This window comes from Pseudomonas sp. Pc102 (genome assembly GCF_018408275.1).
In the GTDB taxonomy this organism is placed as follows: Bacteria; Pseudomonadota; Gammaproteobacteria; order Pseudomonadales; family Pseudomonadaceae; genus Metapseudomonas; species Metapseudomonas tohonis.
The window spans coordinates 2,447,732-2,473,467 of sequence record NZ_AP021905.1; the positions used below are offsets into that span (position 1 = coordinate 2,447,732).

At 68.4% G+C, this 25,736-nt stretch carries 26 protein-coding genes; 9 read left to right on the forward strand and 17 right to left on the reverse strand.

Translation table 11 applies throughout. The annotated features are described in order from the left end of the window. Position 1 precedes the first annotated feature (1 nt). The 3 genes from PHLH3_RS11440 to PHLH3_RS11450 all read left to right on the forward strand — a co-directional run bounded on the left by PHLH3_RS11440 (position 2) and on the right by PHLH3_RS11450 (position 2,617). On the forward strand, positions 2-952 hold the full coding sequence (locus PHLH3_RS11440) for an alpha-E domain-containing protein (protein WP_213629281.1): 951 nt from the start codon (positions 2-4) through the stop codon (positions 950-952). Then, positions 949-1,752, forward strand: a complete 804-nt coding sequence (locus PHLH3_RS11445; protein WP_173178378.1) for a transglutaminase family protein — start codon at positions 949-951, stop codon at positions 1,750-1,752. The genes PHLH3_RS11440 and PHLH3_RS11445 overlap by 4 nt, the downstream gene beginning before the upstream one ends. 133 nt (positions 1,753-1,885) lie before the next feature. Further along, positions 1,886-2,617: a proteasome-type protease gene (locus PHLH3_RS11450; protein WP_111264281.1), complete on the forward strand. Its 732-nt coding sequence runs from the start codon at positions 1,886-1,888 to the stop codon at positions 2,615-2,617. A gap of 242 nt (positions 2,618-2,859) precedes the next feature. Here PHLH3_RS11450 and PHLH3_RS11455 read toward each other — a convergent pair whose 3' ends face one another. The 5 genes from PHLH3_RS11455 to PHLH3_RS11475 form a co-directional block, all read right to left on the reverse strand. Next, positions 2,860-3,126 carry a hypothetical protein gene (locus tag PHLH3_RS11455; protein WP_173178379.1) on the reverse strand — a complete coding sequence of 89 codons (267 nt, stop codon included), beginning with the start codon at positions 3,124-3,126 and terminating at the stop codon, positions 2,860-2,862. Then, on the reverse strand, positions 3,123-5,942 hold the full coding sequence (locus tag PHLH3_RS11460; protein WP_213629282.1) for a DUF4132 domain-containing protein: 2,820 nt from the start codon (positions 5,940-5,942) through the stop codon (positions 3,123-3,125). The genes PHLH3_RS11455 and PHLH3_RS11460 overlap by 4 nt, the downstream gene beginning before the upstream one ends. A gap of 21 nt (positions 5,943-5,963) precedes the next feature. Continuing rightward, positions 5,964-6,269, reverse strand: coding sequence for a hypothetical protein (locus PHLH3_RS11465; RefSeq protein WP_213629283.1), 306 nt, complete (start codon positions 6,267-6,269; stop codon positions 5,964-5,966). Positions 6,270-6,496: 227 nt separating this feature from the next. Further along, positions 6,497-7,291 (reverse strand): cytochrome c, encoded by a 795-nt coding sequence (locus PHLH3_RS11470; protein ID WP_213629284.1) that lies wholly within the window; start codon positions 7,289-7,291, stop codon positions 6,497-6,499. Continuing rightward, on the reverse strand, positions 7,291-7,659 hold the full coding sequence (locus PHLH3_RS11475; RefSeq protein WP_213629285.1) for a rhodanese-like domain-containing protein: 369 nt from the start codon (positions 7,657-7,659) through the stop codon (positions 7,291-7,293). Before PHLH3_RS11475 ends, PHLH3_RS11470 begins: the two co-directional genes overlap by 1 nt. A 120-nt stretch (positions 7,660-7,779) precedes the next feature. On the opposite strand from PHLH3_RS11475, the gene PHLH3_RS11480 reads away from it, so the two are divergent. The 3 genes from PHLH3_RS11480 to PHLH3_RS11490 all read left to right on the forward strand — a co-directional run bounded on the left by PHLH3_RS11480 (position 7,780) and on the right by PHLH3_RS11490 (position 12,580). Further along, positions 7,780-8,667, forward strand: coding sequence for an AEC family transporter (locus PHLH3_RS11480; RefSeq protein WP_213629286.1), 888 nt, complete (start codon positions 7,780-7,782; stop codon positions 8,665-8,667). Positions 8,668-9,214: 547 nt separating this feature from the next. After that, positions 9,215-10,420: an acetyl-CoA C-acetyltransferase gene (locus PHLH3_RS11485; RefSeq protein ID WP_213629287.1), complete on the forward strand. Its 1,206-nt coding sequence runs from the start codon at positions 9,215-9,217 to the stop codon at positions 10,418-10,420. A 15-nt stretch (positions 10,421-10,435) separates the two neighbouring features. Then, positions 10,436-12,580 carry a 3-hydroxyacyl-CoA dehydrogenase NAD-binding domain-containing protein gene (locus tag PHLH3_RS11490; protein WP_213629288.1) on the forward strand — a complete coding sequence of 715 codons (2,145 nt, stop codon included), beginning with the start codon at positions 10,436-10,438 and terminating at the stop codon, positions 12,578-12,580. Positions 12,581-12,637: 57 nt separating this feature from the next. Here the strand turns inward: PHLH3_RS11490 and PHLH3_RS11495 are convergent, their stop codons facing one another. The 6 genes from PHLH3_RS11495 to PHLH3_RS11520 form a co-directional block, all read right to left on the reverse strand. Then, positions 12,638-13,552 (reverse strand): sugar kinase, encoded by a 915-nt coding sequence (locus PHLH3_RS11495; RefSeq protein ID WP_213629289.1) that lies wholly within the window; start codon positions 13,550-13,552, stop codon positions 12,638-12,640. Positions 13,553-13,556: 4 nt separating this feature from the next. Beyond that, positions 13,557-13,949 (reverse strand): RidA family protein, encoded by a 393-nt coding sequence (locus PHLH3_RS11500; RefSeq protein ID WP_213629290.1) that lies wholly within the window; start codon positions 13,947-13,949, stop codon positions 13,557-13,559. A gap of 11 nt (positions 13,950-13,960) precedes the next feature. Beyond that, complete coding sequence (locus tag PHLH3_RS11505) at positions 13,961-15,415, reverse strand: D-aminoacylase (protein WP_213629291.1); 1,455 nt, start codon at positions 15,413-15,415, stop codon at positions 13,961-13,963. Between the two features lie 3 nt (positions 15,416-15,418). Then, on the reverse strand, positions 15,419-16,276 hold the full coding sequence (locus tag PHLH3_RS11510; RefSeq protein WP_213629292.1) for a MurR/RpiR family transcriptional regulator: 858 nt from the start codon (positions 16,274-16,276) through the stop codon (positions 15,419-15,421). Further along, positions 16,276-17,628 (reverse strand): gluconate:H+ symporter, encoded by a 1,353-nt coding sequence (locus tag PHLH3_RS11515; protein ID WP_213629293.1) that lies wholly within the window; start codon positions 17,626-17,628, stop codon positions 16,276-16,278. Before PHLH3_RS11515 ends, PHLH3_RS11510 begins: the two co-directional genes overlap by 1 nt. An 82-nt stretch (positions 17,629-17,710) precedes the next feature. After that, positions 17,711-18,982, reverse strand: coding sequence for an amino acid deaminase (locus tag PHLH3_RS11520; protein WP_213629294.1), 1,272 nt, complete (start codon positions 18,980-18,982; stop codon positions 17,711-17,713). Positions 18,983-19,375: 393 nt separating this feature from the next. On the opposite strand from PHLH3_RS11520, the gene PHLH3_RS11525 reads away from it, so the two are divergent. Then, on the forward strand, positions 19,376-19,891 hold the full coding sequence (locus PHLH3_RS11525) for a hypothetical protein (RefSeq protein WP_213629295.1): 516 nt from the start codon (positions 19,376-19,378) through the stop codon (positions 19,889-19,891). 3 nt (positions 19,892-19,894) lie between these two features. On the opposite strand, the gene PHLH3_RS11530 is transcribed toward PHLH3_RS11525, so the two are convergent. From PHLH3_RS11530 to PHLH3_RS11540, 3 genes are all read right to left on the reverse strand, one after another. Further along, positions 19,895-20,266, reverse strand: a complete 372-nt coding sequence (locus tag PHLH3_RS11530) for a glutathione S-transferase N-terminal domain-containing protein (RefSeq protein ID WP_213629296.1) — start codon at positions 20,264-20,266, stop codon at positions 19,895-19,897. Positions 20,267-20,332: 66 nt separating this feature from the next. After that, a complete protein-coding gene (locus PHLH3_RS11535; protein ID WP_111264131.1) occupies positions 20,333-20,593 on the reverse strand; it encodes a hypothetical protein in 261 nt (86 codons plus the stop codon). Between the two features lie 15 nt (positions 20,594-20,608). Then, positions 20,609-20,833, reverse strand: a complete 225-nt coding sequence (locus tag PHLH3_RS11540; protein WP_213629297.1) for a hypothetical protein — start codon at positions 20,831-20,833, stop codon at positions 20,609-20,611. Positions 20,834-21,167: 334 nt separating this feature from the next. Here PHLH3_RS11540 and PHLH3_RS11545 point away from each other — a divergent pair, with 334 nt between their 5' ends. Continuing rightward, the gene (locus PHLH3_RS11545) at positions 21,168-21,890 is read left to right on the forward strand and encodes an amidotransferase (RefSeq protein ID WP_173178395.1); all 723 of its coding nucleotides are present in this window, start codon (positions 21,168-21,170) and stop codon (positions 21,888-21,890) included. A gap of 70 nt (positions 21,891-21,960) precedes the next feature. On the opposite strand, the gene PHLH3_RS11550 is transcribed toward PHLH3_RS11545, so the two are convergent. Beyond that, positions 21,961-22,932: a magnesium and cobalt transport protein CorA gene (locus tag PHLH3_RS11550; protein ID WP_173178396.1), complete on the reverse strand. Its 972-nt coding sequence runs from the start codon at positions 22,930-22,932 to the stop codon at positions 21,961-21,963. 189 nt (positions 22,933-23,121) lie between these two features. Between PHLH3_RS11550 and PHLH3_RS11555 the strand changes: the two genes are divergently transcribed. Next, positions 23,122-23,991, forward strand: coding sequence for an alpha/beta fold hydrolase (locus tag PHLH3_RS11555; RefSeq protein ID WP_213629298.1), 870 nt, complete (start codon positions 23,122-23,124; stop codon positions 23,989-23,991). A gap of 68 nt (positions 23,992-24,059) precedes the next feature. Here the strand turns inward: PHLH3_RS11555 and PHLH3_RS11560 are convergent, their stop codons facing one another. Both PHLH3_RS11560 and PHLH3_RS11565 read right to left on the reverse strand, forming a co-directional pair. After that, positions 24,060-24,779: a 1-acylglycerol-3-phosphate O-acyltransferase gene (locus PHLH3_RS11560; protein WP_111264136.1), complete on the reverse strand. Its 720-nt coding sequence runs from the start codon at positions 24,777-24,779 to the stop codon at positions 24,060-24,062. A 69-nt stretch (positions 24,780-24,848) separates the two neighbouring features. Further along, entirely contained in the window at positions 24,849-25,700 is an 852-nt protein-coding gene (locus PHLH3_RS11565; RefSeq protein WP_213629299.1) for a transporter substrate-binding domain-containing protein, read from the reverse strand. Between the last annotated feature and the right edge of the window lie 36 nt (positions 25,701-25,736).

Here is a 25,736-nt window from a genome sequence, read left to right on the forward strand (position 1 = left end):
CGTGCTGAGCCGTACTGCCTCCGATCTGTACTGGATGTCGCGCTACCTGGAGCGCGCCGAGAACCTCGCGCGCATGCTCGATGTGAGCTACTCGCTGTCGCTGATGCCCCAGGACGGCCGTGGCGATGGCCTGGAAGAGCTCGCCATGCCGCTGCTGATCACCGGCACCCTGGACGCCTACCTGACCCGCCACGGCCAGCTGCACGCCGAGCGCATGCTGCACTTCTTCGCCCTCGACGCGGAGAACCCGGCGAGCATCTACAGCTGCCTGGGCGCCGCCCGTACCAACGCCCACGCCGTGCGCGGCCGCATCACCGCCGACATGTGGGAGAACATCAACGCCACCTGGCTGGAGATGCGCGGCATCGCCAGCGAGGGCCTGGGGCGCTACGGGATCAAGCGCTTCTGCGAGTGGGTCAAGGAGCGCTCGCACCTGTTCCGCGGCGCCACCTTCGGCACCATCATGCGTCACGACCCCTACCGCTTCATCCGTCTCGGAACCTTCATAGAACGGGCGGACAATACGTTGCGCCTGCTCGATGCACGCTACGAGATGCTCGGCGAGGAGGCGGAGGAGGTCAGCGATACGTCCGCACGTGGCTACTACCAGTGGAGCGCCTTGCTCCGCGCGCTGTCGTCCTTCGAGGCCTACACCGAGGTGTTCCGGGGTTCGCCCGGTGCACGCCAGGTGTCCGAGCTCCTGTTGCTGCGCCCCGACGTGCCGCGCTCCCTGCGCGCCTGCATGGAGGAGCTCAACCTGATCCTTTCCAGCCTGCCCGGCGAGAACGGTCGGCCGGCCCAGCGCCTGGCCGCCGAGCTGGACGCGCGCCTGCGCTACACGAGCATCGACGAGATCCTCGGTGAGGGCCTGCACGGCTGGCTCACCGACTTCATCCTGCTGGTTCGCCAATTGGCCAGAGCGATCCACAGCTCTTATCTGGAGGCCGTATGAAACTGTCCATCCGCCACGAAACCACCTATCGCTACGACGACCAGGTTCGCGCGAGCATCCAGTACCTGCGCCTGACGCCCCACGACAGCGAGCGCCAGCACATCCTCAGCTGGCAGCTCGACCTGCCACGCCCGGTGCGCGCGCAGATCGACCCCTACGGCAACATCCTCCACGTGCTGACCCTGGATGAACCCCATGAGGCCATCGTCATCGGCGCCCGTGGCCAGGTGGAGATCGACGAGCACAGCGAGGCCGAGCACGACAAGCTCTCGGCGCTGCCGTTCCTGCGCTCCACCCGCCTGACCACGGCGGACGAGGCGCTGCGTGCCTTCGCCCACGCCCACTGCAAGCCCCGGCCCGAGCGCAGCGGCCTGATCACCCTGATGGACGCGCTGCACGAGCACATCGACTACCAGACCGGCGTCACCGCCGTGGACAGCACCGCCGCCGAGGCCTTCGCCGGCCGCGCGGGGGTCTGCCAGGACCATACCCACGCCTTCCTCGCCTGCGCCCGCACCCTCGGCGTGCCGGCGCGCTTCGTCTCCGGCTACCTGTACAAGGAGAACAACGCCCACCTGGTCAGCCACGCCTGGGCGGAAGCCTGGCTGGGCGATGCCTGGTACAGCTTCGACGTCACCAATCGCCTGTCCCGCCCGGAGCGCCACCTCAAGCTCGCCGTCGGCCTGGACTACCTGGACGCCTGCCCGGTCCGCGGCATGCGCCGTGGCGGCGGCGAGCAGATGCACGCGCGCGTCGACATCGACGTGCCGCCGCTGCTGATGGTCCAGGAGCAGCAGTAACACGCGTCACAGGACTTCTCGCTGCATCACCGGTCATTCGACTGCCCGCCTGCCATCCCGGCAGGCACGGGCCGGTGATGCCGAAGCGCAAGGCGCGGGGGAGGCGGGGGCATAAAAAAAACGGGAGAGAACCATGACCTACTGCGTCGCCATGCACCTTGCCGATGGCCTGGTGTTCGTTTCCGATTCGCGCACCAACGCGGGCATCGACCACATCGCCACCTTCCGCAAGCTCTTCACCTTCGGCACGCCCGGCGAACGCCTGATCGTGCTGCAGACGGCGGGCAACCTGGCCACCTCGCAGTCGGTGGTCAACCTGCTCAAGCAGCGCCTGGGCAGTACCCTGGTGAACCTCGACAGCGTGCCCACGCTCTACGACGCTACCGCCCTGGTCGCCGAAACCATCCGCGAGGTGGTGGCCCGCGATGGCGCGCCGCTGGCGGGCAACACCGACCTGACCTGCTCCTTCCTCGTCGGCGGCCAGATCGCCGGCCAGCCGCCCGCGCTCTACAGCATCTACCCGCAGGGCAACTTCATCCAGGCCACCGAGGACACGCCCTTCCTGCAACTGGGGGAGAGCAAGTACGGCAAGCCGATCCTCGACCGCAACCTCAAGCACGACACCAGCCTGGAGGAGGCGCTGCGGTGCGCGCTGGTCTCCTTCGATTCCACCATCCGCAGTAACCTCTCGGTCGGCATGCCGCTGGACCTGCTGGTCTACCACACCGACAGCCTGATCCTCCCCGCCGGCTACCGCGTCACCGAGGACGACGAGTACTACGAAGGCGTCCGCCGCCAGTGGGCCGCCGGGCTGCACGAGGTGCTGGAGAAACTGCCGGCGCCACCGGCGGAATACAACGTCTGAGGTTGAGCTCGCAGGCGGCGCGAAAGCGCGGGCGAATGAATTCGCCCCTACAGGCTGTGGGCGCCTGTAGGTTGAACCGGGATTGTGGGAGCGGCTTCAGCCGCGAAAGGGGCGGGCACGGTGCCGGCTTCATCGCGAATGAATTCGCTCCCACGTGGGAGGCGGCGCCAGCATCTTTTTCCGCGAACAACGATGCCGTAGGGCGGGAGAAACCCGCGTGCCTGAGCGCTAGGTCAAAGGCGTTACTCGTAAAGGCTGCCGCATAGCAGGAAGGTAGCGGCGCAGCGCCAGGGGTTGGCGCCTGCCAGACCCTGGCGGGCGCCGAAGTCACTGTCATCGGCCCAGGCCAGCGCGCCGTCGAGGAAGTCCTCGATGGTGTCGTGGGCCCACTGCCCGGTCGCGGGGGCGGCGACGGCGCGCAGGCGGTCTTCGCGCAGGGCGCGGACGAAGGCGAGGAAGCTGGCCGCGTCCTCGACTTCGGCCAACCGTGCGGCGAGTACGTCGCTCACGCCGGCACCTCGCTGCGGCGGATCTGTTCGAGGATGCTGGGGTCGTCGATCGCCCCGTCGTCCAGCAGCAGGAACAGCTTGCTGATGATCTCGCTGGTGCGTGCATCGCTGTCGGCGAAGGGCAGGTAGAGGTCATCCGCCGGCTTGCCGGCAGGGACGATGCACAGGTAGTTGCCCGGCTCGATATGGATGACGCCGCTGCCCAGGTGCAGCCGGTAGCGCGCGCGGGCGCCGGTGATGTGCGCGTGGTGGCCCTCGCAGCGCACGTTGGCCAGCCCCAGGTTGCCCACCAGGGCCTGCACCAGTTCGGCGCGGCGCTGGATGACCTCGGCGCTGCCGGCGTGGGTGCCGCTCTCGCCGTTGAAGGCCACGGAGACGATCAGGTCGGCGTCGCGCAGGGTCTCGGAGAACACCAGCGGCGGGACCTCTTCCAGGGGAAGGGGCGCGCGGTCGCGGACGAATTCGATGGCCTGCAGGGTGATGGTCTCGGTCAGCGCCAGGTAGCGCTGCGCATCGGGGAAGTCGACGAAGGCATACAGGCCCTGGCCCCAGTTGCGGAACACTTCCTCGCCGTCATGGGTGGTCCAGCCCCGGGCCCGCAGCAGGCGGGCCGCCACGGCGCTGCGCAGCACGTGACCGGCGAAGCGCATGGACTTCAGGCCGTTCTCCCGTTCGGCCGGGGTCAGCAGGTACAGCTCGCGGAACACCTGCTTGAAGGGCTGCACCCGGCGCTGGGCCACCAGGGCCTGCTGCCAGGCGGAGAGCGCGCCGGCTTCGTACAGGTGCAGCGGGTGGGCGATCAGCAGCGGACCTTCGATGGGGCGCGCGGGTCCGGTCAGCGGGCGCAGGGCGAAGGCGTCGCCGTCCAGCCAGCCCAGCAGGCCGTCGCCATCGCGCAGCACCAGGTGGTCCAGCAGCAGGCGCGCCGCCGGCATGCGAAGCAGTTGGTGCAGTTGTGTCGGCTCCAGGGCCTCGCCCCGGGCCATGATGGCTTCCAGGGTCAGGCGGAAGCGGCGGATCTGGTCCTTCATGCGGCCCTGCAGGGTCTTCAGCTCCGCGTGGCCGTCGTGCTTGCGCAGGGCGGCGGGTACGGACTTCAGGCGCTTGCCCCCCTTGCTGGCGACCATGACCGGGTTGAGGCCCTGCAATTCCAGCCACAGGTCGTAGCCGTCCAGGTGCAGGCGGTCCGGGGTCTGTTCGGCGATCTCCGCTTCCATCGCCCATTCCAGCCGGGTGGCGTCGCCGTAGCCGGCGGTGCGGGCGAGGTTCTCCAGCCCGGCCTGGATGGCCGCCTGGGAGTTGGCCTGGCGTTCGGCACCGTAGCGCTCGACTTCGCGGTGGTAGCGCTTGAGGGCCAGGTAGCGTTCGCGGGTTTCGTCCGCGCCGCGTGTGGGCAGCAGGCCGTAGGCGCGCAGGGCGGCCTGGGCGTGGCGTTGCAGCTTCTTCTCCAGGGCCTTGCGCTCCAGGCCACGGAAGGCGTCCAGCAGCAGGCGGGTGTTGGGGAAGGCCCAGGGGGTGCCTTCCAGCGCGGCGAGGTAGTCGGCCAGGTGCCCGGCGTCGGCCTGGTCCAGGGCGGCTTGCAGGGCGTCGCGGTCCACCACGCCCAGCTCCGGGTCGTCGCTGCTTTGCAGGTCTTCCACCTGTCGCCCGCTGTGGTCGGTGGCCAGCGCCAGGTCGAGGTAGAGGCGCTGCAGGGGCTTCAGGTCGCTCCAGCCGAGGGCGTCCAGCACCGCTTCGCTGGCTGCACCGCTGAAGGGCAGGGCGGTGAGCAGGCTGGCGCGGGGGAAGCCGGCGAGCTGTTCGGCCAGTGCGGCCTCTTCGTCCTTTTCCAGGTGGCCGACGTCGAGCAGGGCGGTCAGTGCCCGGCCGGATATGTCGTTGTAGTGGGTATTGAGGGTGCCTGGCTCCAGGCCGAGGCGGGCCAGCTCGCGTACCCCTGCCAGCAGCCAGCGGGCGGTGGAGGTGCCGCGTTCGCCGATGAGGCGGAACAGGCCGCTGGTGTCAGGCAACTGGGCGAGGTTGCGGTCGACGAGCTCGGCGTTGAGTGCGTCGAGCCGCTGTTCGCCCGTACTGTCGCCTTCCTCAAGCGGCGGCAGCGTGCACAGGCTGTCGGCCCAGGTGAGCACGGCCCGTTGGTGCTGCGCCGCATCCAGGCGCCCGGCGTCGGCCAGGGCCACGGCGAACTGCCGGATGGCATCCGCCGCCTTGCCCTGGTAGACCTCGGCAAGACGCGGGTAGTAAGCGTTCGAGGCGGGGTTGGGGCGGTCCCATTCGCCCCCGAGCAGCCACTGGGCCAGGTCCAGCCAGGCTTCGTCGATAGGGTGTCCGGCCAACAGCGCCAGGCACTCCGCCAGGCCGGGCCTGGCCCAGGCCCCAGAGGGATAGTCCCAGTGGTTGTCGGCCTTGTAGCCGGGTTGCAGGGCGTGGTCGCTGTCCTCGAAGGCGTGGACCAGCATGTGCCGCACGCGCCGCTCCAGTGCCTGGAAGCCATAGGGGCTGGGGTAGGCCGCGACACCGGCCTGGCTGACGATCTGCAGCAGGCGCTGGCGAATGTAGGCATGGTCGGTCTCGTCATGGCCCAGGCTGCGCGGGAAGACCAGGGCGTCCACCAGGGCTTGCTGGCCCTCGGGGCCGGCTTCGGCGAGGAAGACGTCGGCCAGGGCGAGGCCGTCCACCTCGTCCCAGAACGGATGCTGGTAGCCGTCTTCGGCCAGCAGGGCGTCGCGTTCGGGCAAGGCATCCAGGTGGCGGTCGAGGAAGGCTTCGAGCAGGTCGATGCGGGTCTGCTGATGGGCGTCGGCTTGGTAATGCTGCATGAGGAGTCCGTTCGTCAGGGCTTAGCCGCCCACCAGGGGCACCAGGCGCAGGAAGGTGAGCCGGGCCTGGGCGGGCAGGTCGAGGGAATGGTCGAGGTCGTTGAGCATCCGGCCATCGAGGAGGATGCGATAGCGGCGCTGGCGGAAGCCGTCCAGGGCTCGCTGCACCTCGGCTTCGGCGTCGATCCGGGGGGCGTCGGGCACCTCGGTGCGCAGCTTGATGGCGCCCCGGGCTGACTGGCGGCGGATGTCGTCGTCGCTGAGGTAGTCGGAGGGGCCGCTGGCCTGGAGGCGATCCAGCCAGCCGGTGACCGTCCGTTCGGCCACCTGGTGCAGCACCACCCGGCGGATCAGCTCGCCCAGGCTGAGCCGGGGGTCGTCCAGGTGCAGGTTGAGGTCGGGGTGAGGGCCTCGTTGCGGGCCCCGCGCAGGACCAGGCTTTCGACGTGGAGCTCGGTGCTCATGCTGGCCCTCCCGGCCGGCGGTTCAGGTGGGTGAGCGTAGCGCCGGTGCGGGCGCCGGAAAAGTCCATCCGCGCCCGTCCGTGAGGGACATCACGGCGTCTTGCGACCGCTCATGTGGCGCAGGTAGGCGACCAGTTGCTGCAGTTGCGCATCGTCGATCACCGCCGCCGGGAAGGCGGGCATCCGGCCCTGGGGCCAGCGGCGCATGGCCTGCGGGTCGCGGATGTAGCGCTGGAGGAAGCCCTCGGCGAAGTATTCGGTGGGGTTGTAGGGCAGGTTGAGGTCGGGGCCGAACTGGGCATCGCCGGCGCCGTTGAGGCGGTGGCAGGCCAGGCAGTTCTTCTGGAACTGGGCGAAGCCGGCCTGGACGTCAGCGCTCGCATCGGCTGCCGGCAGCAGCGCGGGGAAGCGCTCGGCGACCGAAGCCAGGTAGCGGATCCTGACCACTTGGAAGGGCCATTGCTCCGGGCCGATGCCGCCGGCCTGCGGGTCGGTCCACACCAGGTAGAAGGGCCCGGCGCTGGGCTTGCCCTCGGCCAGGGGCGGCCAGGGCTTGCCCGGGTCTTCCACCGCCAGCCAGGCCCGGGCGCCATCCTTGGCGAGCAGGGGCGCGGCGGGCAGTTCGGCGGCGAAACCATCCGCCGCCACGGCCTGCAGGTGCTGGCCGGGCTCGACCCCGTCCAGCAGCGCCGCCAGGGGCAGGGCGCGGTAATGCATGGTGCGCTTGTAGGCGACATCCGCGGGTACGTCGATATCCCGCGCCTGGGGGTGGGCCAGCAGCCTGGCGCTGTCCCAGCGTTGCGTGCCGCCGGGCAATTCGAGCAGCAGCTCGGCGGCGTGCAGGGTGGGGGTCAGCAACAGCAGGCAGAGCAGCAGGTGGCGCATCAGGGCGTGTCCAGAATCGGTTTGAGGGTGGAGTAACCGCCGGCATTCTGCACATTGGTGTAGCCCCTGGCACGCAGATCGTCCTGGGCGATGCCGGAGCGGCGGCCACTGCGGCAGTAGAGGACGATGGGGGTGTGCTTGTCCGGTGCCAGTTCCGCGATTTTCGTACCGATGTCCTCGAAGCCGATGTAACGGGCACCGGGCAAGGCTCCTGCCTCGATTTCTTCCGGTGTACGCACGTCGATCAGCACGGCGCCCGGTTGCTTGAGGGCTTCCAGCGCAGCGGCCTGGTCGACGTCGGCGGCGGCTGCAGCTGCGGCTGCGGGAAGGCTGAGGCAAAGGGTGAGCGTGGCGAGCATCTTGCGCATGGTGTAACTCCCTGAAAAACAAGAACCCTTGGACCCTAGCACAATTGCCGAGGGTCATCGCGAACCGCTAGGATCGGGCCTTTCAGCCATTCCACGACCCTCCGGGCCAAGGAGCGGGCCATGCTGGCCGCGCTGTTCGCCGTCATGGCGCCGATCCTCATCACCGCCGGTATCGGCTATGCCTGGGCACGCTCCGGGCAGAATTACCCGACAGACTTCGTCGCTCGTCTGGTTCTCAACGTGGGCACGCCGAGCCTGGTGCTTTCCACCCTCAGCCAGGCGCAGATCGACAAGCATGCCTTCGGCCAGATCGCGCTCGCCTGCCTGCTCACCACGGCGCTGATGGGGGCGATCGGCATGGGCCTCGGCCGGGCCATGAAGCAGGACTGGCGCGTGCTGGTGCCGGCCTTCCTGTTTCCCAACTCCGGCAACATGGGCCTGCCGGTGGCGCTCTACGCGTTCGGCGAGAAGGGCCTGGCGCTGGCGGTGGGCTTCTTCCTGGCGCTGGCGGTGGTGCAGTTCAGCCTGGGGCTGCTGCTCTCGGGCAGCGAGCGCTCGGTGAAGAAGCTGTTCATCAACCCCATCGTCATCAGCCTGGCGCTGGCCATCCCGCTGATCGTCTTCGACCTGACGCTGCCGCGCTGGCTGGCCAACACCATCGAGCTGCTGGGCGACATGACCATCCCGCTGATGCTCCTGACCCTCGGCGTGTCCCTGGCCAGTATCCGCGTCGGCCACCTGGGCAGCGGGCTGCTGCAGGGGGCACTGCGCATCCTCTTCGGTACGGGCGTGGGATGGGGAGTGGGCCTGGCGCTGCAACTGGAGCCGCTGACCCTGGGCGTGCTGGTGATGCAGTCGGCGATGCCGGTGGCGGTGTTCAACTACCTGCTGGCAGTGCGCGCCGGGCGTTCGCCGGAGCAGGTGGCGAGCCTGGTGATGTGTTCGACGCTGCTGTCGTTCGTGACCATTCCGCTGCTGCTGGCCTGGTGGCTACCTGCGCTGCGTTGACCGCTCGCGGCGGTGCGCAGCACAGGACGATGCCCGCGTTGTCAGCTGACCAGCCGGGTCAGGTTGGGGAGGATGAGGATGACGGTGGTGGCGAAGACGATGAGGCTCGCTTGCCGCATTTTCGGCTGTTTGAACATGGCCTGCTGCCTTTGTTTTTGTTGGAGGCGCCGTGCGTCAGGCGTCAACGGCCTGCCTGTCGGCCTGGCCGCCTCCTTGGCGGTGGGTGGATAGAGCCGCTCCGGCAAAACCCGGCAACGACCTCTGACAACCTGAACTCTAGGGGCCGGCCCCCGATCCCTTTAGAACGCTTGGGATCAATAGGCGAATGCTTAGAACCCCATCGCCGGGTGGCACCGGAACCGCGCGTGGCAACCCTTGCGCCAGACGCATCGCATTGACCCCCGGGTCAGGCGACCGTTCGTCTGAGCGCAGAAGTCAATGGCGCTGAGCAGTTCGGTCATTGAGTGCGGCCCGCGTGCCGCTAAGGTAAGCCCCACAGCGGTTGGCCCCTGGCCGGCCCGTCTGCCTAACGACAAGAGAGAACGCCATGACCGAAGCATTTATCTACGACGCGGTGCGCACGCCCCGCGGCAAGGGCAAGAAGGACGGGGCGCTGCACAGCGTCAAGCCGGTCAACCTGATCGCCGGGCTGCTCAAGGCCCTTCAGGCGCGCAACACGCTGGACACCAGCCAGGTGGACGACATCGTCCTCGGCTGCGTGACCCCGGTGGGCGACCAGGGCGCCGACATCGCCAAGACCGCCGCGCTGGTGGCTGACTGGGACGAGACCGTCTCGGGCCAGCAGATCAACCGCTTCTGCGCGTCGGGCCTGGAGGCCGTGAACCTCGCCGCGATGAAGGTGCGCTCCGGCTTCGAGGACCTGGTGGTGGCCGGTGGCGTCGAATCCATGTCGCGCATCCCCATGGGCTCCGACGGTGGCGCCTGGGCCATGGACCCGGAAACCAACCTGCACACCAACTTCGTGCCCCAGGGCATCGGCGCCGACCTGATCGCCACCCTGGAAGGCTTCAGCCGCCAGGACGTCGACGCCTTCGCCCTGCGCTCCCAGCAGAAGGCCGCCCGCGCCCGCGCCGACGGCTCGTTCAACAAATCCCTGGTGCCGGTCACCGACCAGAACGGCATCGTGCTGCTGGACCACGACGAGTTCATCCGGGGCGAATCCACCCTCGAAGGCCTCGGCGCGCTCAAGCCTAGCTTCGAGATGATGGGCCAGATGGGCTTCGACGCCACCGCGCTGCGCAAGTACAGCCACGTCGAGCGCATCCATCACGTGCACACCCCGGGCAACAGCTCCGGCATCGTCGACGGCGCCGCCGCGATGCTCATCGGCTCTGCAGCCAAGGGCAAGGAACTGGGCCTCAAGCCCCGCGCACGCATCGTCGCCACGGCGGTGACCAGCACCGACCCGACCATCATGCTCACCGGCCCGGCGCCGGCCACCCGCAAGGCCCTGGCCAAGGCCGGGCTGTCGGTGGGCGACATCGACCTGTTCGAGGTCAACGAAGCCTTCGCCTCGGTGGTGATGAAGTTCATGAAGGACATGGGCGTGCCGGAGGAGAAGGTCAACGTCAACGGCGGTTCCATCGCCATGGGCCATCCCCTGGGCGCCACCGGCTGCGCCATCCTCGGCACCCTGCTCGACGAGCTGGAGAAGCGCCAGCTGCGCTACGGCCTGGCCACCCTGTGCGTGGGCGGCGGCATGGGTATCGCAACGATCATTGAGCGCGTTTGAGGCCGGAGAACAAAAATGACTGACGCCATCCGTTACGAAAAAGGCCCGGACAACATCGTCGTCCTGACCATCGACATGCCCGGCCAGAGCGCCAACACCATGAACGCGGTGTACCGCGAGGCCATGGGCGCCACCGTGGACCGCCTGGAAGCCGAGAAGGACTCCATCGCCGGGGTCATCGTCACCTCCGCCAAGAAGACCTTCTTCGCCGGCGGCGACCTCAACGAGCTGATCAAGGTCACCCAGGCCGATGCCAACGGCTTCTACCAGATGATCCTCAAGATCAAGGGCCAGCTGCGCCGCCTGGAAAGCCTCGGCAAGCCCGTGGTTGCCGCCATCAACGGCGCGGCCCTGGGCGGCGGCTGGGAAATCTGCCTGGCCTGCCACCACCGCATCGCCCTTGACGAGAGCCACGTCCAGCTCGGCCTGCCGGAAGTCACCCTGGGCCTGCTGCCCGGTGGCGGCGGCGTGGTGCGCATGGTGCGCCTGCTGGGCATCGAGAAGGCGCTGCCGTACCTCGCCGAAGGCAAGAAGGTGCGCCCGGACCAGGCCCTCAAGGCCGGCCTGATCCACGACATCGCCAAGGACCGCGACGAACTGCTGGCCAAGGCCCGTGCCTTTATCGCCGCCAACCCTACGGCCGTGCAGCCCTGGGACGTGAAGGGCTACAAGATCCCCGGCGGCACCCCGTCGACCCCGGCCGTGGCGCAGATGCTCGCCATCGCCCCGAGCGTGCTGCGGGACAAGACCAAGGGCTGCTTCCCGGCGCCGGAGAAGATCATGTGCGCCGCCGTCGAAGGCGCCCAGGTGGACTTCGACACCGCCCAGCTGATCGAGGCGCGCTACTTCACCGAGCTGACCACCGGCCAGGTGGCGAAGAACATGATCGGCACCTTCTGGTTCCAGCTGAACGAGATCAACGCCGGCAGCTCCCGGCCCAAGGGCCCGGCCCGCTATGAAACGAAGAAGGTCGGCGTGCTCGGCGCCGGCATGATGGGCGCGGGCATCGCCTACGTCTCCGCTGCCGCCGGCATCGAGGTGGTGCTCAAGGACGTCTCCATCGAGGCCGCCGAGAAGGGCAAGGCCTACTCCGCCGGCCTGCTGGACAAGAAGGTCGCCCGTGGCCACATGACCGCGGAGAAGCGCGACGCCTTCCTCGCCCGCATCAAGCCGACCGTGGATGACGCCGACTTCGACGGCTGCGACCTGATCATCGAGGCCGTGTTCGAGAACCGCGAGCTGAAGGGCAAGGTCACCGCCGCCGCCGAGGCCAGCGCCCTGGCCGATGCGGTGATCGCCTCCAACACCTCCACGCTGCCCATCACCGGGCTGGCCACCGCTGTCGCCAAGCCGGAGAAGTTCATCGGCCTGCACTTCTTCAGCCCGGTCGACAAGATGCCGCTGGTGGAGATCATCCGTGGCGAGAAGACCTCGGACGAGACCCTGGCCCGTGGCTTCGACTACGTGTTGCAGATCAAGAAGACCCCCATCGTGGTCAACGACAGCCGTGGCTTCTTCACCTCGCGGGTGTTCGGCACCTTCACCAACGAAGGCATCGCCATGCTCGGCGAGGGCGTGTCGGCGGCGATGATCGAGAACGAGACCCGCCAGGCCGGCATGCCGGTGGGCCCGCTGGCGATCTCCGACGAGGTCTCCATGAGCCTGATGACCCACATCCGCAACCAGACCGCCGCCGACCTCAAGGCCGAAGGCAAGGCGATGCCGCAGCACCCGGCCTTCGCCGTGATCGACCTGATGGTCAACGAGTACAAGCGTCCCGGCAAGGCGGCTGGCGGCGGCTTCTACGAGTACCCGGCAGGCGGCAAGAAGCACCTGTGGCCGGAACTGAAGGCACGCTTCGAGAAGGCCGACCGGCAGATCCCGGCGCAAGACGTGCGTGACCGCATCCTCTTCATCCAGGCCATCGAGACCGTGCGTTGCGTGGAGGAGGGCGTGCTGCTGTCCACCGCCGACGCCAACATCGGCTCGATCTTCGGCATCGGCTTCGCCGCCTGGACCGGCGGGGCGCTGCAGTTCATCAACCAGTACGGCGTGCAGGACTTCGTCGCCCGTGCCCGCTACCTGGCCGAGCAGTACGGCGAACGCTTCGAACCGCCGGCGCTGCTGCTGGAGAAGGCGGCCAAGGGGGAGGGGTTCTGATCCTCTGATGGCGTCACGACAAAGCCGGCCTCGCGCCGGCTTTGTCGTTCCTGGGGCTCAGGCGAAGGCTGTGGGCATGGCGCAGCGCGGGATGATCGCGCCTGGATGCCCGATCACGGCAGCGGCAAGGCGGTGCCCGTCTTCGGCGGATATGGCGGGCGATCGCCGCAGGGTGCGCCCGGCCAGGTAGCCGGCCGCAAAGGCGTCGCCCGCCGCGCAACTGTCCACCACGCGCGGGACGGGCAGAGCGGGCACCTCGATGCGCTGATCGGCGGTCGCGACCAGGCAGGCGGCGGCGCCGCGCTTGATCACCACCTCCGCACAACCCAGCTGGAGTGCCCGATCCGCCGCGGCCCGTGCCTCATGGGGGCCGTGCAGTCGGCATTCGTCATCCAGCGTCAGCAGGGCGATGTCCGTCAGGGACAGCATCCGCTGGTGCACGGGGCGGGCCTCTTCGACGCTCCAGAGTTCCGCCCGGTAGTTGCTGTCGAAGCCGATCCGGCCGCCCTCGGCCCTGAAGTCGGCCAGTGCAGCCAGCAGCGCCTCGCGCCGTGGTGGCGGAAACAGCGCGAGGCTGATGCCGGACAGGTAGAGCATGTCGAGGCGTGGCCGGGCGAGCCAGTCCTCCAGCGCGATCTCGCCGGCGAACCAGCGGCGCGCGGCGCTTTCCCCGCGCCAGTAATGGAAGCGGCGCTCGCCCAGCGCATCGACCTCCACCAGGTACAGGCCCGGACGGTGCCCCGGGAGCCGCGCCACCCGACGGGTATCGATGCCTTCCTCTGCCCAGGCGTGGAGCATCTGCTCGCTCAGGGGATCGTCACCAAGGGCGCTGAGGTACTCGACCCGGTGGGGCGTTCCCGCCAGCAGCCGGGCGAGGTAGAGCGCGGTGTTCAGGGTGTCGCCGCCGAAGCCGCGCCTGAGCGGGGTGGCGGCGAGTTCCACCATGCATTCTCCAAGGCAGGCGATGCGCATGCGCTCACCTCCGCCCGGGCGTGCGGTAGGCGATGCAGTCCACCTCGACGCGGCAGTCGATCACCATGCTGGAGACCACGCAGGCCCGCGCTGGCGGGTGTTCGCCGAAGAACTCCAGGAACACGGCGTTGAAGGCGGCGAAGTCCCGGGGGTCGTCCAGCCAGACACCGCAGCGCACCACGTGCTCGGGCCCGTAGCCGGCCTCCTCGAGTATCGCCACCAGGTTGCGCAGGCACTGGCGCGCCTGGGGGACGATGCCGCCGTCCACCATCACCCCGTCCAGAAGCGGCGTCTGGCCGGATACATGGAGCCAGCCGTCGGCCTGTACGGCGCGGGCGAATGGCATGGGCTGGGCGGCGCTGCCGGTGGCCCGGGCGTAGCGTTTCAACGCGGTCATGGGGAACTCCTTCAGGTCCGTTCGGGTGTGTCGCGGGTGAGGAAGCGGCCGGCCCTCTGCGGGCAGGCTTCGCCGGGGCGATGGGCCAGGGTGCCGTTGACCCACACGGCGTGAATGCCGGCCGCGGGGCATTGCGGGTCTTCGAAGCTGGCGACGTCCGAAAGGCTCAGCGGGTCGAAGAGCACCAGGTCGGCCCAGTGGCCGGTGCGGATCAGCCCGCGCCGGTCCAGCCCGAAGCGCTCGGCAGGCAGCGAGGTCATCTTGCGCACCGCTTCCTCGAGGCTGAACAGGCCGATGTCCTGGGCGTAGTGGCCGAGCACCCGGGGGAACGTTCCCCAGAGCCGTGGGTGGGGGTGCGGGTCTTCCGGCAGGCCGTCCGAGCCGATCATGGTCAGCGGGTGCGCGAGGATGCGCTGCACGTCCGCCTCGCTCATGCAGTGATACACCGCACCGGCGGGTTGCAGGCGTCGCGCCGCCTCCAGCAGGGGCAGGTCCCAGGTGGCGGCGATGTCGGCGAGGGTGCGGCGCGCCATGTGGGGATGGGGCTCCGACCAGGTGATCAGGATGTCGTAGGCGTCGGTGACCTGGCCGAGGTCGAGGGTCGAGGCGCTGGCCGCATAGGGGTAGCAGTCCCAGCCCAGGGGCTGCGCTGCGCTGGCGGCGTCCAGGTGGGCGAGCACCTCGGCGCTGCGTCCCCAGTTGCCGGCGCCCGCGCACTTGAGGTGGGACACCACCACCGGGCTGGCGGCGTGGCGGCCGATGGCGAAGGCCTCGTCGAGCGCCTCGAGAATGCCGTCGAACTCATCGCGCAGGTGCGTGGCATACAGGCCGCCGTGATGGGCCAGTTCTTCGGCCAGCCCACGCACTTCCTCGATGTCCGCGGCGCGGGCCGATGCGTAGGCCAGCCCGCTGCTCAGGCCGATGGCGCCTTCGGCCAGGCTGGCAGCCAGCTCGATGCGCATGGCATGGATCTCGGCCTGCGTGGCGCTGCGCTCGAGACGGTCCAGCTGGTTGTTGCGCAGGGCGGTGTGCCCCACCAGGGCGGCGACGTTGACGGCCGGGCAGGCCTGCTCGACCGCCTGGCGATAGTCGGCGAAGCGCGGATAACGGAACGCCTCGGCCGGCCCCAGCAGGTTCATCGGGTCCGGCAGGGGGCCGGCCAGCCTGACGGGTGCGGCGCTGATACCGCAGTTGCCGACGATCACCGTGGTGACGCCCTGGCTCAGCTTGGGCAGCATGGCCGGGTGGCGGATCACCGCCATGTCGTCGTGGGTGTGCGCGTCGATGAAGCCCGGGGCCAGGACCAGCCCCTCGGCGTCGAATACCCGGTTGGCCGTGCTGCCGTCGGCGGCCTCGCCGATGTGGACGATGCGCCCCTGGCCGAGCCCGACATCGGCGACGAATTCCTCCGTGCCGCTGCCATCCATGATCCGCGCGCCGCGGATCAGCGTGTCGTAGTGCGTCATGCTTCAGTCCCCCAGTGGTAGTCGGTCGCCGTCCTGGCGGTATTCGTCCAGCGCCAGCTTCACCCGGCGCAGGAGTTCCTGGCTGGCATCGACCTTGCGCAAGGCGAGCTCCGTGGCGAGGAGGTCGATGACCAGCAGCATCCCGTAGCGGGCAGCCGTCGGTTTGTGGATGAAGTCGGTTTCATCGAGGTGCAGCCCGAGCACCACGTCCGCCAGCGGGGCCAGTGGCCCGTCGGCCCGGGTGAGGGCGAGGATCCGGGCGCCATAGGCTCGCGCCAGGCGCAGGATGTCCGGCATGCCCGGGAGCGCGCCGGTGAGGGAGAGGACGATGAGCACGTCGTCCTCCGTGCAGGTCGAGGCGACCATGCGCATCAGCACCGGGTCGTGGTAGCTGGAGACCGGATAGCCCAGCCGTACCAGGCGATACTGCACCTCCATCGAGAACAGCGTGGAGCAGCCGCCCATGCCGAAGGCGTGAAGGCGTCGCGCGCCGGCCAGCAGGTCGACGGCGGCTTCCAGGCGTGCCTCGTCGAGCCCGTCGAGGTGGCGACGCAGGCTGGTTTCGATGTCCGCCAGTATCTGCCCGTGGAAGGGCGAGACCGGCGTCGGTGCTCCCCCCAGGAAGCGATGCCCGACCCGGGACGCGCGGGCCAGCTTCAGGCGCAGGTCGCGCAGGTCGTCGCAATCCATCAGCCTTGCGAAGCGCGACATCGCCGCCTTGCTCACGCCGGCCTTGCTGGCCAATTGGTCGATGCTGGCCGCTGCGGCGAAGGCGACGTCGTCCAGCACCGCTTCGGCGATGCGTGCCGCGTTGCCGCTCAGCGTTTCCCGGCGGCTGCGGATGAGGTACAGGATGTCCATCAGAGGACCAGCGCCAGGCCGCCGGTGAGCAGCAGGGCGACCAGCGAGATCAGCGTTTCCAGGACCGTCCAGGTCTGCAGGGTCTGGAGCACGGACAGGTTGAAGTACTCCTTGATCAGCCAGAAGCCGCCATCGTTGACGTGGGAGAGGATCAGCGAGCCCGCGCCCGTGCTCAGCACCAGCAGCTCCGGATGGGGATAGCCGCCGGCCAGGGCGATGGGCGCGACGATGCCGGCGGCGGTGGTCATGGCGACGGTGGCCGAGCCGGTGGCGATGCGCATGAGGGCGGCGACCAGCCACCCCAGCAGCAGGGGCGACAACTCGAAGCGCGACGACAGGGCGACGATCTCGGTGGTGATGCCGGTCTCCATGAGGATGCGATTGAGGCCGCCACCGGCCCCCACCAGCAGGGTGATGGCGGCGGTGGGGGCCAGGCATTCGGTGCTGAACTTCAGGATCGCGTCACGGTTGAAGCCTCGCGCCAGCCCCAGGCTCCAGAAGCTGAAGAGGGTGGCGATCAGCAGGGCGACCACCGAGTTGCCGATGAACGAGAGAACCTGGTTGAGCCCGCTGCCCCGGGTGCTCAGCGCATCGGCCCAGCCTCCGAGCAGCATCAGCGCCACCGGCAGCAGGATGGTGCCGAGGGTGATGCCGAAGCCCGGCAGCGAAGCGGATGAGCCCTCGGAGCGGAGCAGCTGTTCGCCGATGGGGTTGTGGGCGGGCAGCTGGATGTGCGGTGCCACCAGCCGGGTGAAGACCGGGCCGGCGATCGCGGCGGTGGGCACGCCCACCAGGATGGCGTAGAGCACGGTCCTGCCCACCTGCGCGGAGTATTCGCCCACCGCCAGCATGGCGGCGGGGTGGGGTGGAACCAGCCCGTGGACCACCGACAGCCCGGCCACCATGGGCAGGCCGGTCATCAGGATCGACACGCCGACCTGGCGGGCCACCGTGAAGGCGATGGGCACCAGCAGCACGAAGCCCACCTCGAAGAACAGCGGCAGGCCGCACAGGAAGGCGATGGCCGCCATGGCCCAATGCGCATTGCGTTCGCCGAAACGGGCGATCAGGGTCTGCGCGATGCGTTCCGCACCCCCGGACTCGGCCATCATCTTGCCGAGCATGGTGCCCAGGGCTACCACCAGCGCGATGTGGCCGAGCGTCCGGCCTACCCCGGCCTCGTAGGCGGTCATGATCTCCTGGGGCGGCATCCCGGCGGAGAGGGCGAGCCCCATGGAGACCAGGGTGATGACGATGAAGGGGTTGAGACGGTAACGCGCGATCAGCAGCACCAGGGCGATGATGGCGATCAGGGCATGGATCAGCAGGTGACTGCCGGCAGTGGCGGGCATCGTGTCCTCCTCGTCGAGGCAAAGGCCGACCGTCCCGCTCGCAGGGGGCGGGGTCGGCTCGTCATGGGAAAGGGGAGTTGGGCTAGAAGAAGGTTTCCACGGCGCCCCGGACGCGGTAGTCGTCATCCACCAGCAGCAACTGGCGCCATTTGTCGAAGGTCAGGCAGGGATGGGAGATGTCGAAAGCCAGCAGGTCGCCCACCTGCAGGTCGGCGTCGGGGGGCGTTTCCATGAAGGCGTGCTGGTCCATCATCCGCGTGAGCCTCCAGGCCGCGGGCGCGACCGTTGGCCGGGCCCCTTCGCCAGGGCGGTGGTGCAGCGCCGGCAGGGGCATGCCCGCATCGAACGCGGCGTCGCGCTTGCCCAGGCCCACGATCGCCAGGCCCCGTTCGGGCAGGGCCTGCACGTGGGCCCAGAGCTGCAGCGCCGGGAGCAGGCTGCTGCCCATCTCCCTGGCCACGGCGTTGCTGGCGTGGATGCGCCGGGCCGCCTCGCGGTAGACGCCTTCGTCATGCGTCAGGTAGCAGCCCGGGCGCAGCACCACCTGCAGCGGCCTGCCGATGTCCTGGCCGCCGAAGGTCTCCGCTACCACGTCGAACCAGGCGGAACCGGCGCCGGAGAGAATCACCTCGGGTTCGCCGAAGCGGTCTTCGCTGGCCAGTCGGCGGGTGCGTTCCAGCACATGGCCGAGCAGCTGGCGGACCTGATGCTCCTCCTGCAGCACGCCCTCGTAGACTTCGCAGCCCACCAGGCTGATCGCCTGGGGCCAACGCGCGATGGCGGCCAGCACCTCGGCTTCCTGGGCGGCATCCCGAACGCCGGTGCGCCCACCCTGCGCACCGAACTCCAGCAGCACCCGCAGGCGCTGGCCGGCGTCGCCGAAATAACGCCCCAGTGCCTCGACGTTGGCAGCGGATTCCACCAGGCAACAGAAGCTGAAGCCCGGGTCGCGGAGCAGGCGCGAGATGATCGCCATGTTGGCCTTGCCCACCAGCTGGTTGGCCATCAGCACGCGGCGCACGCCGTGGTTGCGTGCGGCCCGTACCTGGGGCGCGGTGGCCAGGGTGATGCCCCAGGCGCCGTGTTCCAGCTGCCGGTGGAACAGCGCCGGGCTCATGGTGGTCTTGCCGTGCGGCGCCAGTTGCACGCCATAGGCCTGGATGAACCGGCTCATCCAGGCGAGGTTGTGTTCGATGCGGCTCTGGCGCAGCACGGCGACCGGCAGGCTGACTTCGTCGGCGAGGATGTCCCAGCCGTATTCGCCCACGCGCTCCACCAAGGCTCCATCCGGAGCGTGGCCGAGGCCCTTGCCGTTGGGGTCGAGCAGTCGTCGTTGAAACTTGTTTTCAGCCATCAGGTGTTCCTCCCTGGTCCGTTGAAAACAAGTATCACCCCCTTCGCGGTCTTGGCCATGTGGCCGAGAACGGGCCTGCGCCGTGCCTCCATAGGCCCGTGAACGCCGGCCAGCCGGCGGCATGGCTGGCCTCGCCACGATTCCTCGCATGGGTTTCGGTCTTTCCGACCCGGTGGGGTCAGCTTTCGTGGGGGGTATGGCAGCCGCGTACGGCACCTGCACGGGAAAAGGGTGCCTGGCCCGAGGACCGTTGCCGACTCCTGAGTCGCCTGGCGCCATGACGGTGGCTGGCGCGCAGGGGGCGTCGACGACCTGCCCGGCATTTTTGGGCTGAACACACGTGCACCGGGCGAGGTCAACCCTGGGTCATGCCCAATGAACCTGGAGGTTGCTATGAGACGGCTGAATCTTCCGTTGCTGCTCTTGCTCGGGGCCGTTTCCACGGCGGTGCTGGCCGATGACGAAGACCTGACCCTGGAGCAGGAACGCGATCAGATCGGCGCCAACATGGAGGCGGAGCGCAAGGGCGAGCAACCGGCGCTGAACAATTCCGGCGTTCCGTCTTCGGCGGCGGCGCCAGGGGCCGGTTCCGGGAGCTCGGTGGGGTCGCCGACCACGGGGCCGGGTACGCCGACCACGGCCCCCGGGACGCCCACCACCGGGCAGGGCGTGCCGACCAACGCCCCCGGCAACCCCACGACGGGGCAAGGCGGTTCGACGGCATTGCCGGGTACCTCCACCGCCGTGCCGGGCAGTTCCACGGCGCGACCGGGCGCCTCGACGTCGGGGCAGGGCACATCCACCGTCGCGCCCGGCGCGCCGACCACCGGCCAGGGCCGTTCGACCACGGGGTCGGGGGCAGCAGGTGGGGCAGCGGGTGGTGCCGGGGGAGCGGGCGGCGGTAACTGAGGGTCAGGCCTGGGCGAAGCGGCTTTCGAGGTAGCGGATGATGTCGTTGGACTCGTACATCCAGCGGCTTTCACCGTTTTCGTCGATGCGCAGGCAGGGCACCTTGATCTTGCCGCCGCCGGCCAGCAGGGCCGCGCGATGGGCTTCGTCGTTCTTGGCATCGCGCATCTGGATGGGCAGGTCGAGGCGGTGCAGGGTGCGGCGGGTCTTCACGCAGAAGGGGCAGGCGTGGAACTGATAGAGCGCGAGGCCGGCGGTTTCTTCCTCGACCCGGGCCTGCGCCTCGGCGCTGCGGCGCAGTTTGCGCGGGCGGGTGATGAAGTCGATGAAGAGGATCAACTGACCCAGGCCGATGCGTAATGCCTTGATGAACACTGTCGGGGACCTTGCTGCGGAAAACGGGCCGGCAGTCTACCCGATGCGCGGCGCGGCGACCGGCTTTCACGCCAACCGGTCGCGGCAGCAGGTGAGCGACTCCATGACGAAGGCGGTGGGCAGCTGGAACTGCCGGCGGATCGGCGGGCTGCCGAGTTCGCCCTTCAGGGCCACTTCATTGGCCAACTGGCGGTCGAGTTCGTGGCGGGCCTCGATGTTCTTGGCCACGCCGCCCACCGAGCCGTGCCCATACCCCATCAGCGAAAAGCCATTGGTCATCAGCGCCAGGCCGGCGAGCAGGAGCAATCGTTTGCGTTGTGCCTTCATGGCGCTGTCGCTCCTTCAGCCGCTCTGCCGTCCGCTGACCGCCTTCTGGCTCATCAGCATCGCCGGCACGCTCTGGCTGAGCTGCTGGTAGAAGTCCATGGAGCCGTCCACCGAGCTGACGCCGACGCGGGCCTTCTCGTAGCTGAAACTCACCACCAGCAGTAGGGAGATGGCGATGGTGTAGAGCCCGAGCGAAGCCAGGGCGCCGTTGCGTGCGTATTTGAGGGTGAGGTTGCTCATGGTGCGTTCCCGCTGCTGCTGCTTGGTGGAGTGGGCACAGCTTCGCGAAAACGGATTCGATAGAAAAACGGATACCAGGCATTTCAACTATCGATGAAACCAATGGGTTGCGGCTCGCACGTAAAATTTTATTGACGTGCCACGCAAGTGCCTGATGGGCAAGGAGATAGGCGGCAGGACCGCTGGATCAAAGGGCTGCACAGGGGTTCTCTATCCCGCTGTCAGTCGGCCTCCATGGCGCTTCGCTGTAGGCGCTATTTCCTTATGAGGGCGCCTGTGTTAAATAAATCGCACACTTTGCGCGTCTCCCTCTCATCGCTTCAGGAAGTCCTTCATGCCGTTACGTATCTGCATCCTGGAAACCGACATCCTCCGTCCCGAACTGATCGACCAGTACCAGGGCTACGGGAAGATGTTCGAGCAGCTGTTCGCCAAGCAGCCGATCGAGGCCCAGTTCAGCGTCTACAACGTGGTGGAGGGCAACTACCCGCCGGCCGGGGAGCGCTTCGACGCCTACCTGGTCACCGGTAGCAAGGCCGATTCGTTCGGCGACGATCCGTGGATCCAGACCCTGCGCACCTACCTGCTGGAGCGCTTCGAGAACGGTGACAAGCTGCTGGGCGTGTGCTTCGGCCACCAGCTCCTGGCGCTGCTGCTGGGCGGTCGCACCGAGCGTGCGACCCAGGGCTGGGGTGTCGGCACCCACGCCTACCGCATCGCCGAACAGCCGGCCTGGATGAGCCCGGCGCTGGACCAGCTGACCCTGCTGATCAGCCACCAGGACCAGGTCACCCAGCTGCCGGAGAACGCGACCCTGATCGCCTCCAGCGACTTCTGCCCGAACGCCGCCTACGCCATCGGCGACCAGGTGCTGTGCTTCCAGGGCCACCCGGAGTTCATCCACGACTACTCGCGCGCGCTGCTGGACATCCGCCAGCAGTTCCTCGGCGAGGAGATCTACGGCAAGGGCGTCGCCAGCCTGGACAAGCAGCACCAGGGCGCCACGGTGGCGGAGTGGATGATGCGCTTCGTCGCCCAGGGTCGCGACGCGGCCTGATCGTTTCGCGGCATGAAAAAGCCCGCCTGATGGCGGGCTTTTTCGTTGGGGCACGGCGCGGCGGGGGGGGCTAGAGCCAGCCCGAGCGCTTGAAGCTGGCGAACAGCCCGGTGCAGCCGACGGCGATGAAGCCGAGCACGCCGAAGTAGCCGTAGTGCCAGGTCAGCTCCGGCATGTTCTGGAAGTTCATCCCGTAGATGCCGGCCACGGCGGTGGGGAAGGCGAGGATGGCCGCCCAGGCGGCGAACTTTCGCTGCACCACGCTCTGGCGCGAGGACTCCAGCAGCAGGCCGATCTCGATGGCGTGGTCGGCCATCTCGCGCAGCGCGGTGAGGTCCTCCAGCAGGCGGTTGACGTGGATGGCGATGTCGCGGAAGTAGGGCCGCATGTTCTTGTCGATGAAGGGGAAGTCCAGGCGTTGCAGCTCCTGGCAGATTTCCGCCAGCGGGCCGATGTAGCGGCGCAGGCGCAGCAGGTCGCGGCGCACGCCCTGGATATGTTCGACGTCGGCCTGGCTCAGGGGCCGGTCGAGCACCAGTTGCTCCAGGGCCTCCAGCTCGCCGTGGTAGCTGTCCATCAGCGGGCGGTAGTTCTCGATGACGAAGGCCAGCAGCGCGTAGAGCACGAAGTCCTCGCCGTGTTCCAGCAGCAGCGGGCGTGCTTCGCAGCGCTGGCGGACCTGGGAGTAGGGCGCCGATTCGCCGTAGCGGGCGCTGATCACGTAGCCGGTGCCGGCGAACAGCTGGGTTTCGACGAAGGTCAGGCCGGCGTCGGTGCGCACCGGCGAGTAGAGCACCAGAAACAGCGCGTCGCCGAAGGTCTCGAGTTTCGGCCGGGTGTGGCGCACCAGGGCGTCTTCGAGCGCCAGTTCGTGCAGGTCGAACTGGCGCTGCAGGTTGGTCAGCTCTTCGGCGCCCGGGTCATGCAGGCCGATCCAGACGAAGTGGCCCGGCTTCTTCGCCCACTCCTTGCCCTGGTCGAGGCTGATGTCGGTGATCTTCTTGCCCTTGGCGTAGACGGCGGCGGCTACCACATGGCCCATGCGTTGTTTTTCCTTGTTCGGCGGGTGAGCGGCGGTGAGCTTAACCCGCCCCTGCCTGAGAGTGTCGACGGCTGCGGGGAGTTCTTCCACAAAGGCGGGCACTTCTGCCGAATTACCGGCTGGGTAATGGAGCGGACCGGGCGCTTGTTCTAGATTCGGCGACTCCCGCTCAGAACAAGGAAAACAGGCGTGAACGAGGCCTTCCCATTCGCCGCTGGCACCTTCGACTGCCCGGTGACCCTCTACCCGGGGCAGCCGGGCGCACCTGCGCTGGTGGTGCTGCCCGCCATGGGCGTGGCGGCGCGCAAGTACGAGGCGCTGGCCCAGGTGCTGGTGGCTGCCGGCTGCAATGTGCTGGTGGCCGACTGGCCTGGGCAGGCCACCAGCCTGCCGCGCCCGGATCGTCGCCATGACTATGGCTACCGTGAACTGGTGGAGGACTTCGTGCCCACGCTGCTGGCCCTGGCCGGGCGGCATTTCACCGGGAGCCGCCAGGTGCTGCTGGGGCACAGCCTGGGCGGGCATGTCGCCGCGCTCTATGCCGCTGCCAACCCGGATGCCGAAGTGACGGTGGTCGGCGTCGCCTGCGGCAACATCCATTATCGCCACTGGCGCGGTCGCAAGCGCCTGATGACGCCGACGGTGGCACTGGCCTTCAACCTGATGACGGCGGTGCTCGGCTACCTGCCGGGGCCGCGCATCGGCTTCGGCGGCCATGAGGCTCGCCGCCTGATAAGAGAGTGGGGGCGGGTCGCCTTCACCGGCGATTTCCGCCACGTCGGGTTGCCGCTCGCAGCGCCGGGGGACGTCGGCGTCACCTCGCTCTTCGTCACCATCGAGGGCGACAACTTCTCGCCGGAGGCGTCGACCCTCGGCCTGGCCGCGCTGATCCAGGCGCCGCCCCGCGTGCAGCGCCTGCCATCTCCGCGCCCGCCCCACGAGAACCCCCACAGCGCCTGGTTGCGCGCGCCGGGCTCGGTGGCGGAGTTCGTGCTGGGCTGGCTGGTGGAGCGGGGCGTTTTGATTGCCCGGCATCAGGCTTCGAACCGCGTGGGCTGAAGCCCGGCCTACGGAGTCGCAACGAAAAAGCCCGGCATCGAGCCGGGCTTTTTCATGGGGCGGTGCGATCAGGCCTGGGCCAGTTCACGGTCCATGGCGTTGATGCAGTCGAGCATCTTCTGCCGGCATTCCTCGATCAGCATGGGCAGGTCGTCCAGGCTCAGGCCGACGGTGGGGATGGCGGGCAGGGCGCGGATGATCACCTTGCCGCTGTTCCAGCTGTTCAGGCGCATCTGCTTGACGTAGTTGCTGACGCACACCGGGATGATCGGTACGCCGGCGGCGATGGCCATCTGGAAGGCGCCGCGCTTGAACTGCAGCAGCTCTTCGCCGAGGTTGCGGGTGCCTTCGGGGAAGACCCAGATGGAGGTGTCCTTGTTGCGCAGCGTTTCGGTGGTGGTGAGCATCGCGTCGCGGGCCTTGCGCGCATTGCCACGGTCGATCAGCACGTTGCCGGCGAGCCAGTAGAGCTGGCCGAAGAAGGGCACCCACTTGAGGCTCTTCTTGCCGATGCTGACGGTGCGCGGCGGCACCACGCGGCCGAGCACGTAGAGGTCGTAGTTGGACTGGTGGTTGGCGATGATCACACAGGCCTTGTCGTGCTCCAGCAGCGCCACGTCGGTCTTCACCTTCAGGCGCAGGATGCGCAGCGCCGGCAAGGAGTAGAGGCGGGCGCAGAGACGGCTATTGTCCGGGTTGAACGGGCGGCAGATGCCGAGCAGCAAACCGGCGATGCCGGCGACGATGAAGTGCAGGCCCATTAGAACCATGCGCGGGAGGAAAAGCATCGGGGTCGCCCAGTCAGACAAAAGGCGCGCAGTGTACGGGTGTGCACTTTATTGGGCAATTGCTGCCGGTCAGGGGGTTGTAACCTTTTCTGTGCCGCTGGCCGTGGCTGGGAGGAATTCCGGCGAGGCATACCGCTCGGCGAGGCGATCGAGCGTGCCGTTGGCCTGAACCTTGGCCAGTGCCGTATCGAAGCGCTGCATGAAGTCGGCGCGGTAGGGGTAGGCCGCCGCATTGAGGCGGGTGAAGCCCAGGTGGCCGCGCTCGCTGGCCAGGACCGGGCCTTCCACCAGGCTGGCGGCCTCTTCCTCGGTGATGCTGCCGTCCTCGCGCATCTGCTGCAGCTCCCAGAGGATCGACAGGCGATCGTTGATATAGACGTCGATGCGCTGGTGCAGCAGCTTGAGCAGGTTGGTGCGATTGTCGCGGGCGTAGGACTGGTCGATCTCGCCGGCCTCCACCATCTCGCGGTAGCGCTGGGAATTGACCGTGACGAAGCCGCTGTTGAGGCCCACGCGCAGCCCGGCGTAGGCGCTGGGGAAGTCGTCGAAATGCCGGGTGCCGGCCAGCCCCGGGCGGATGAACACCGCCAGGCTCTCTTCCATGATCGGCCGCGAGTATTCCATCCAGGGGCGTTCGTCCGGGCGGTAGTAGGGCGGGTAGAGGGCGAAGGCGTTGCCCTTGGCCACTTCCGCCAGCCCGCGCGGCCAGGGCACAGGCCGGATGGTCACCTTGTAGCCGGGCATCAGGGCGAAGACGCTGCGCAGGATGTCGGTGTAGAGCCCCTTGGCCTCGCCTTTTACCTCGTAGCTGTAGGGCGGGTAGCCCGAGTCGCAGAGGATGGTGACCTCGATGGGCGTTTGCGCCTGGGCACGGCACAGGGCCGTGGCGCAGAGCAGGGCCACCAGCAGAAATGCACGCATGGCATGCCTCCCGTAAAGCAGCCGCGCGTCTTGCGC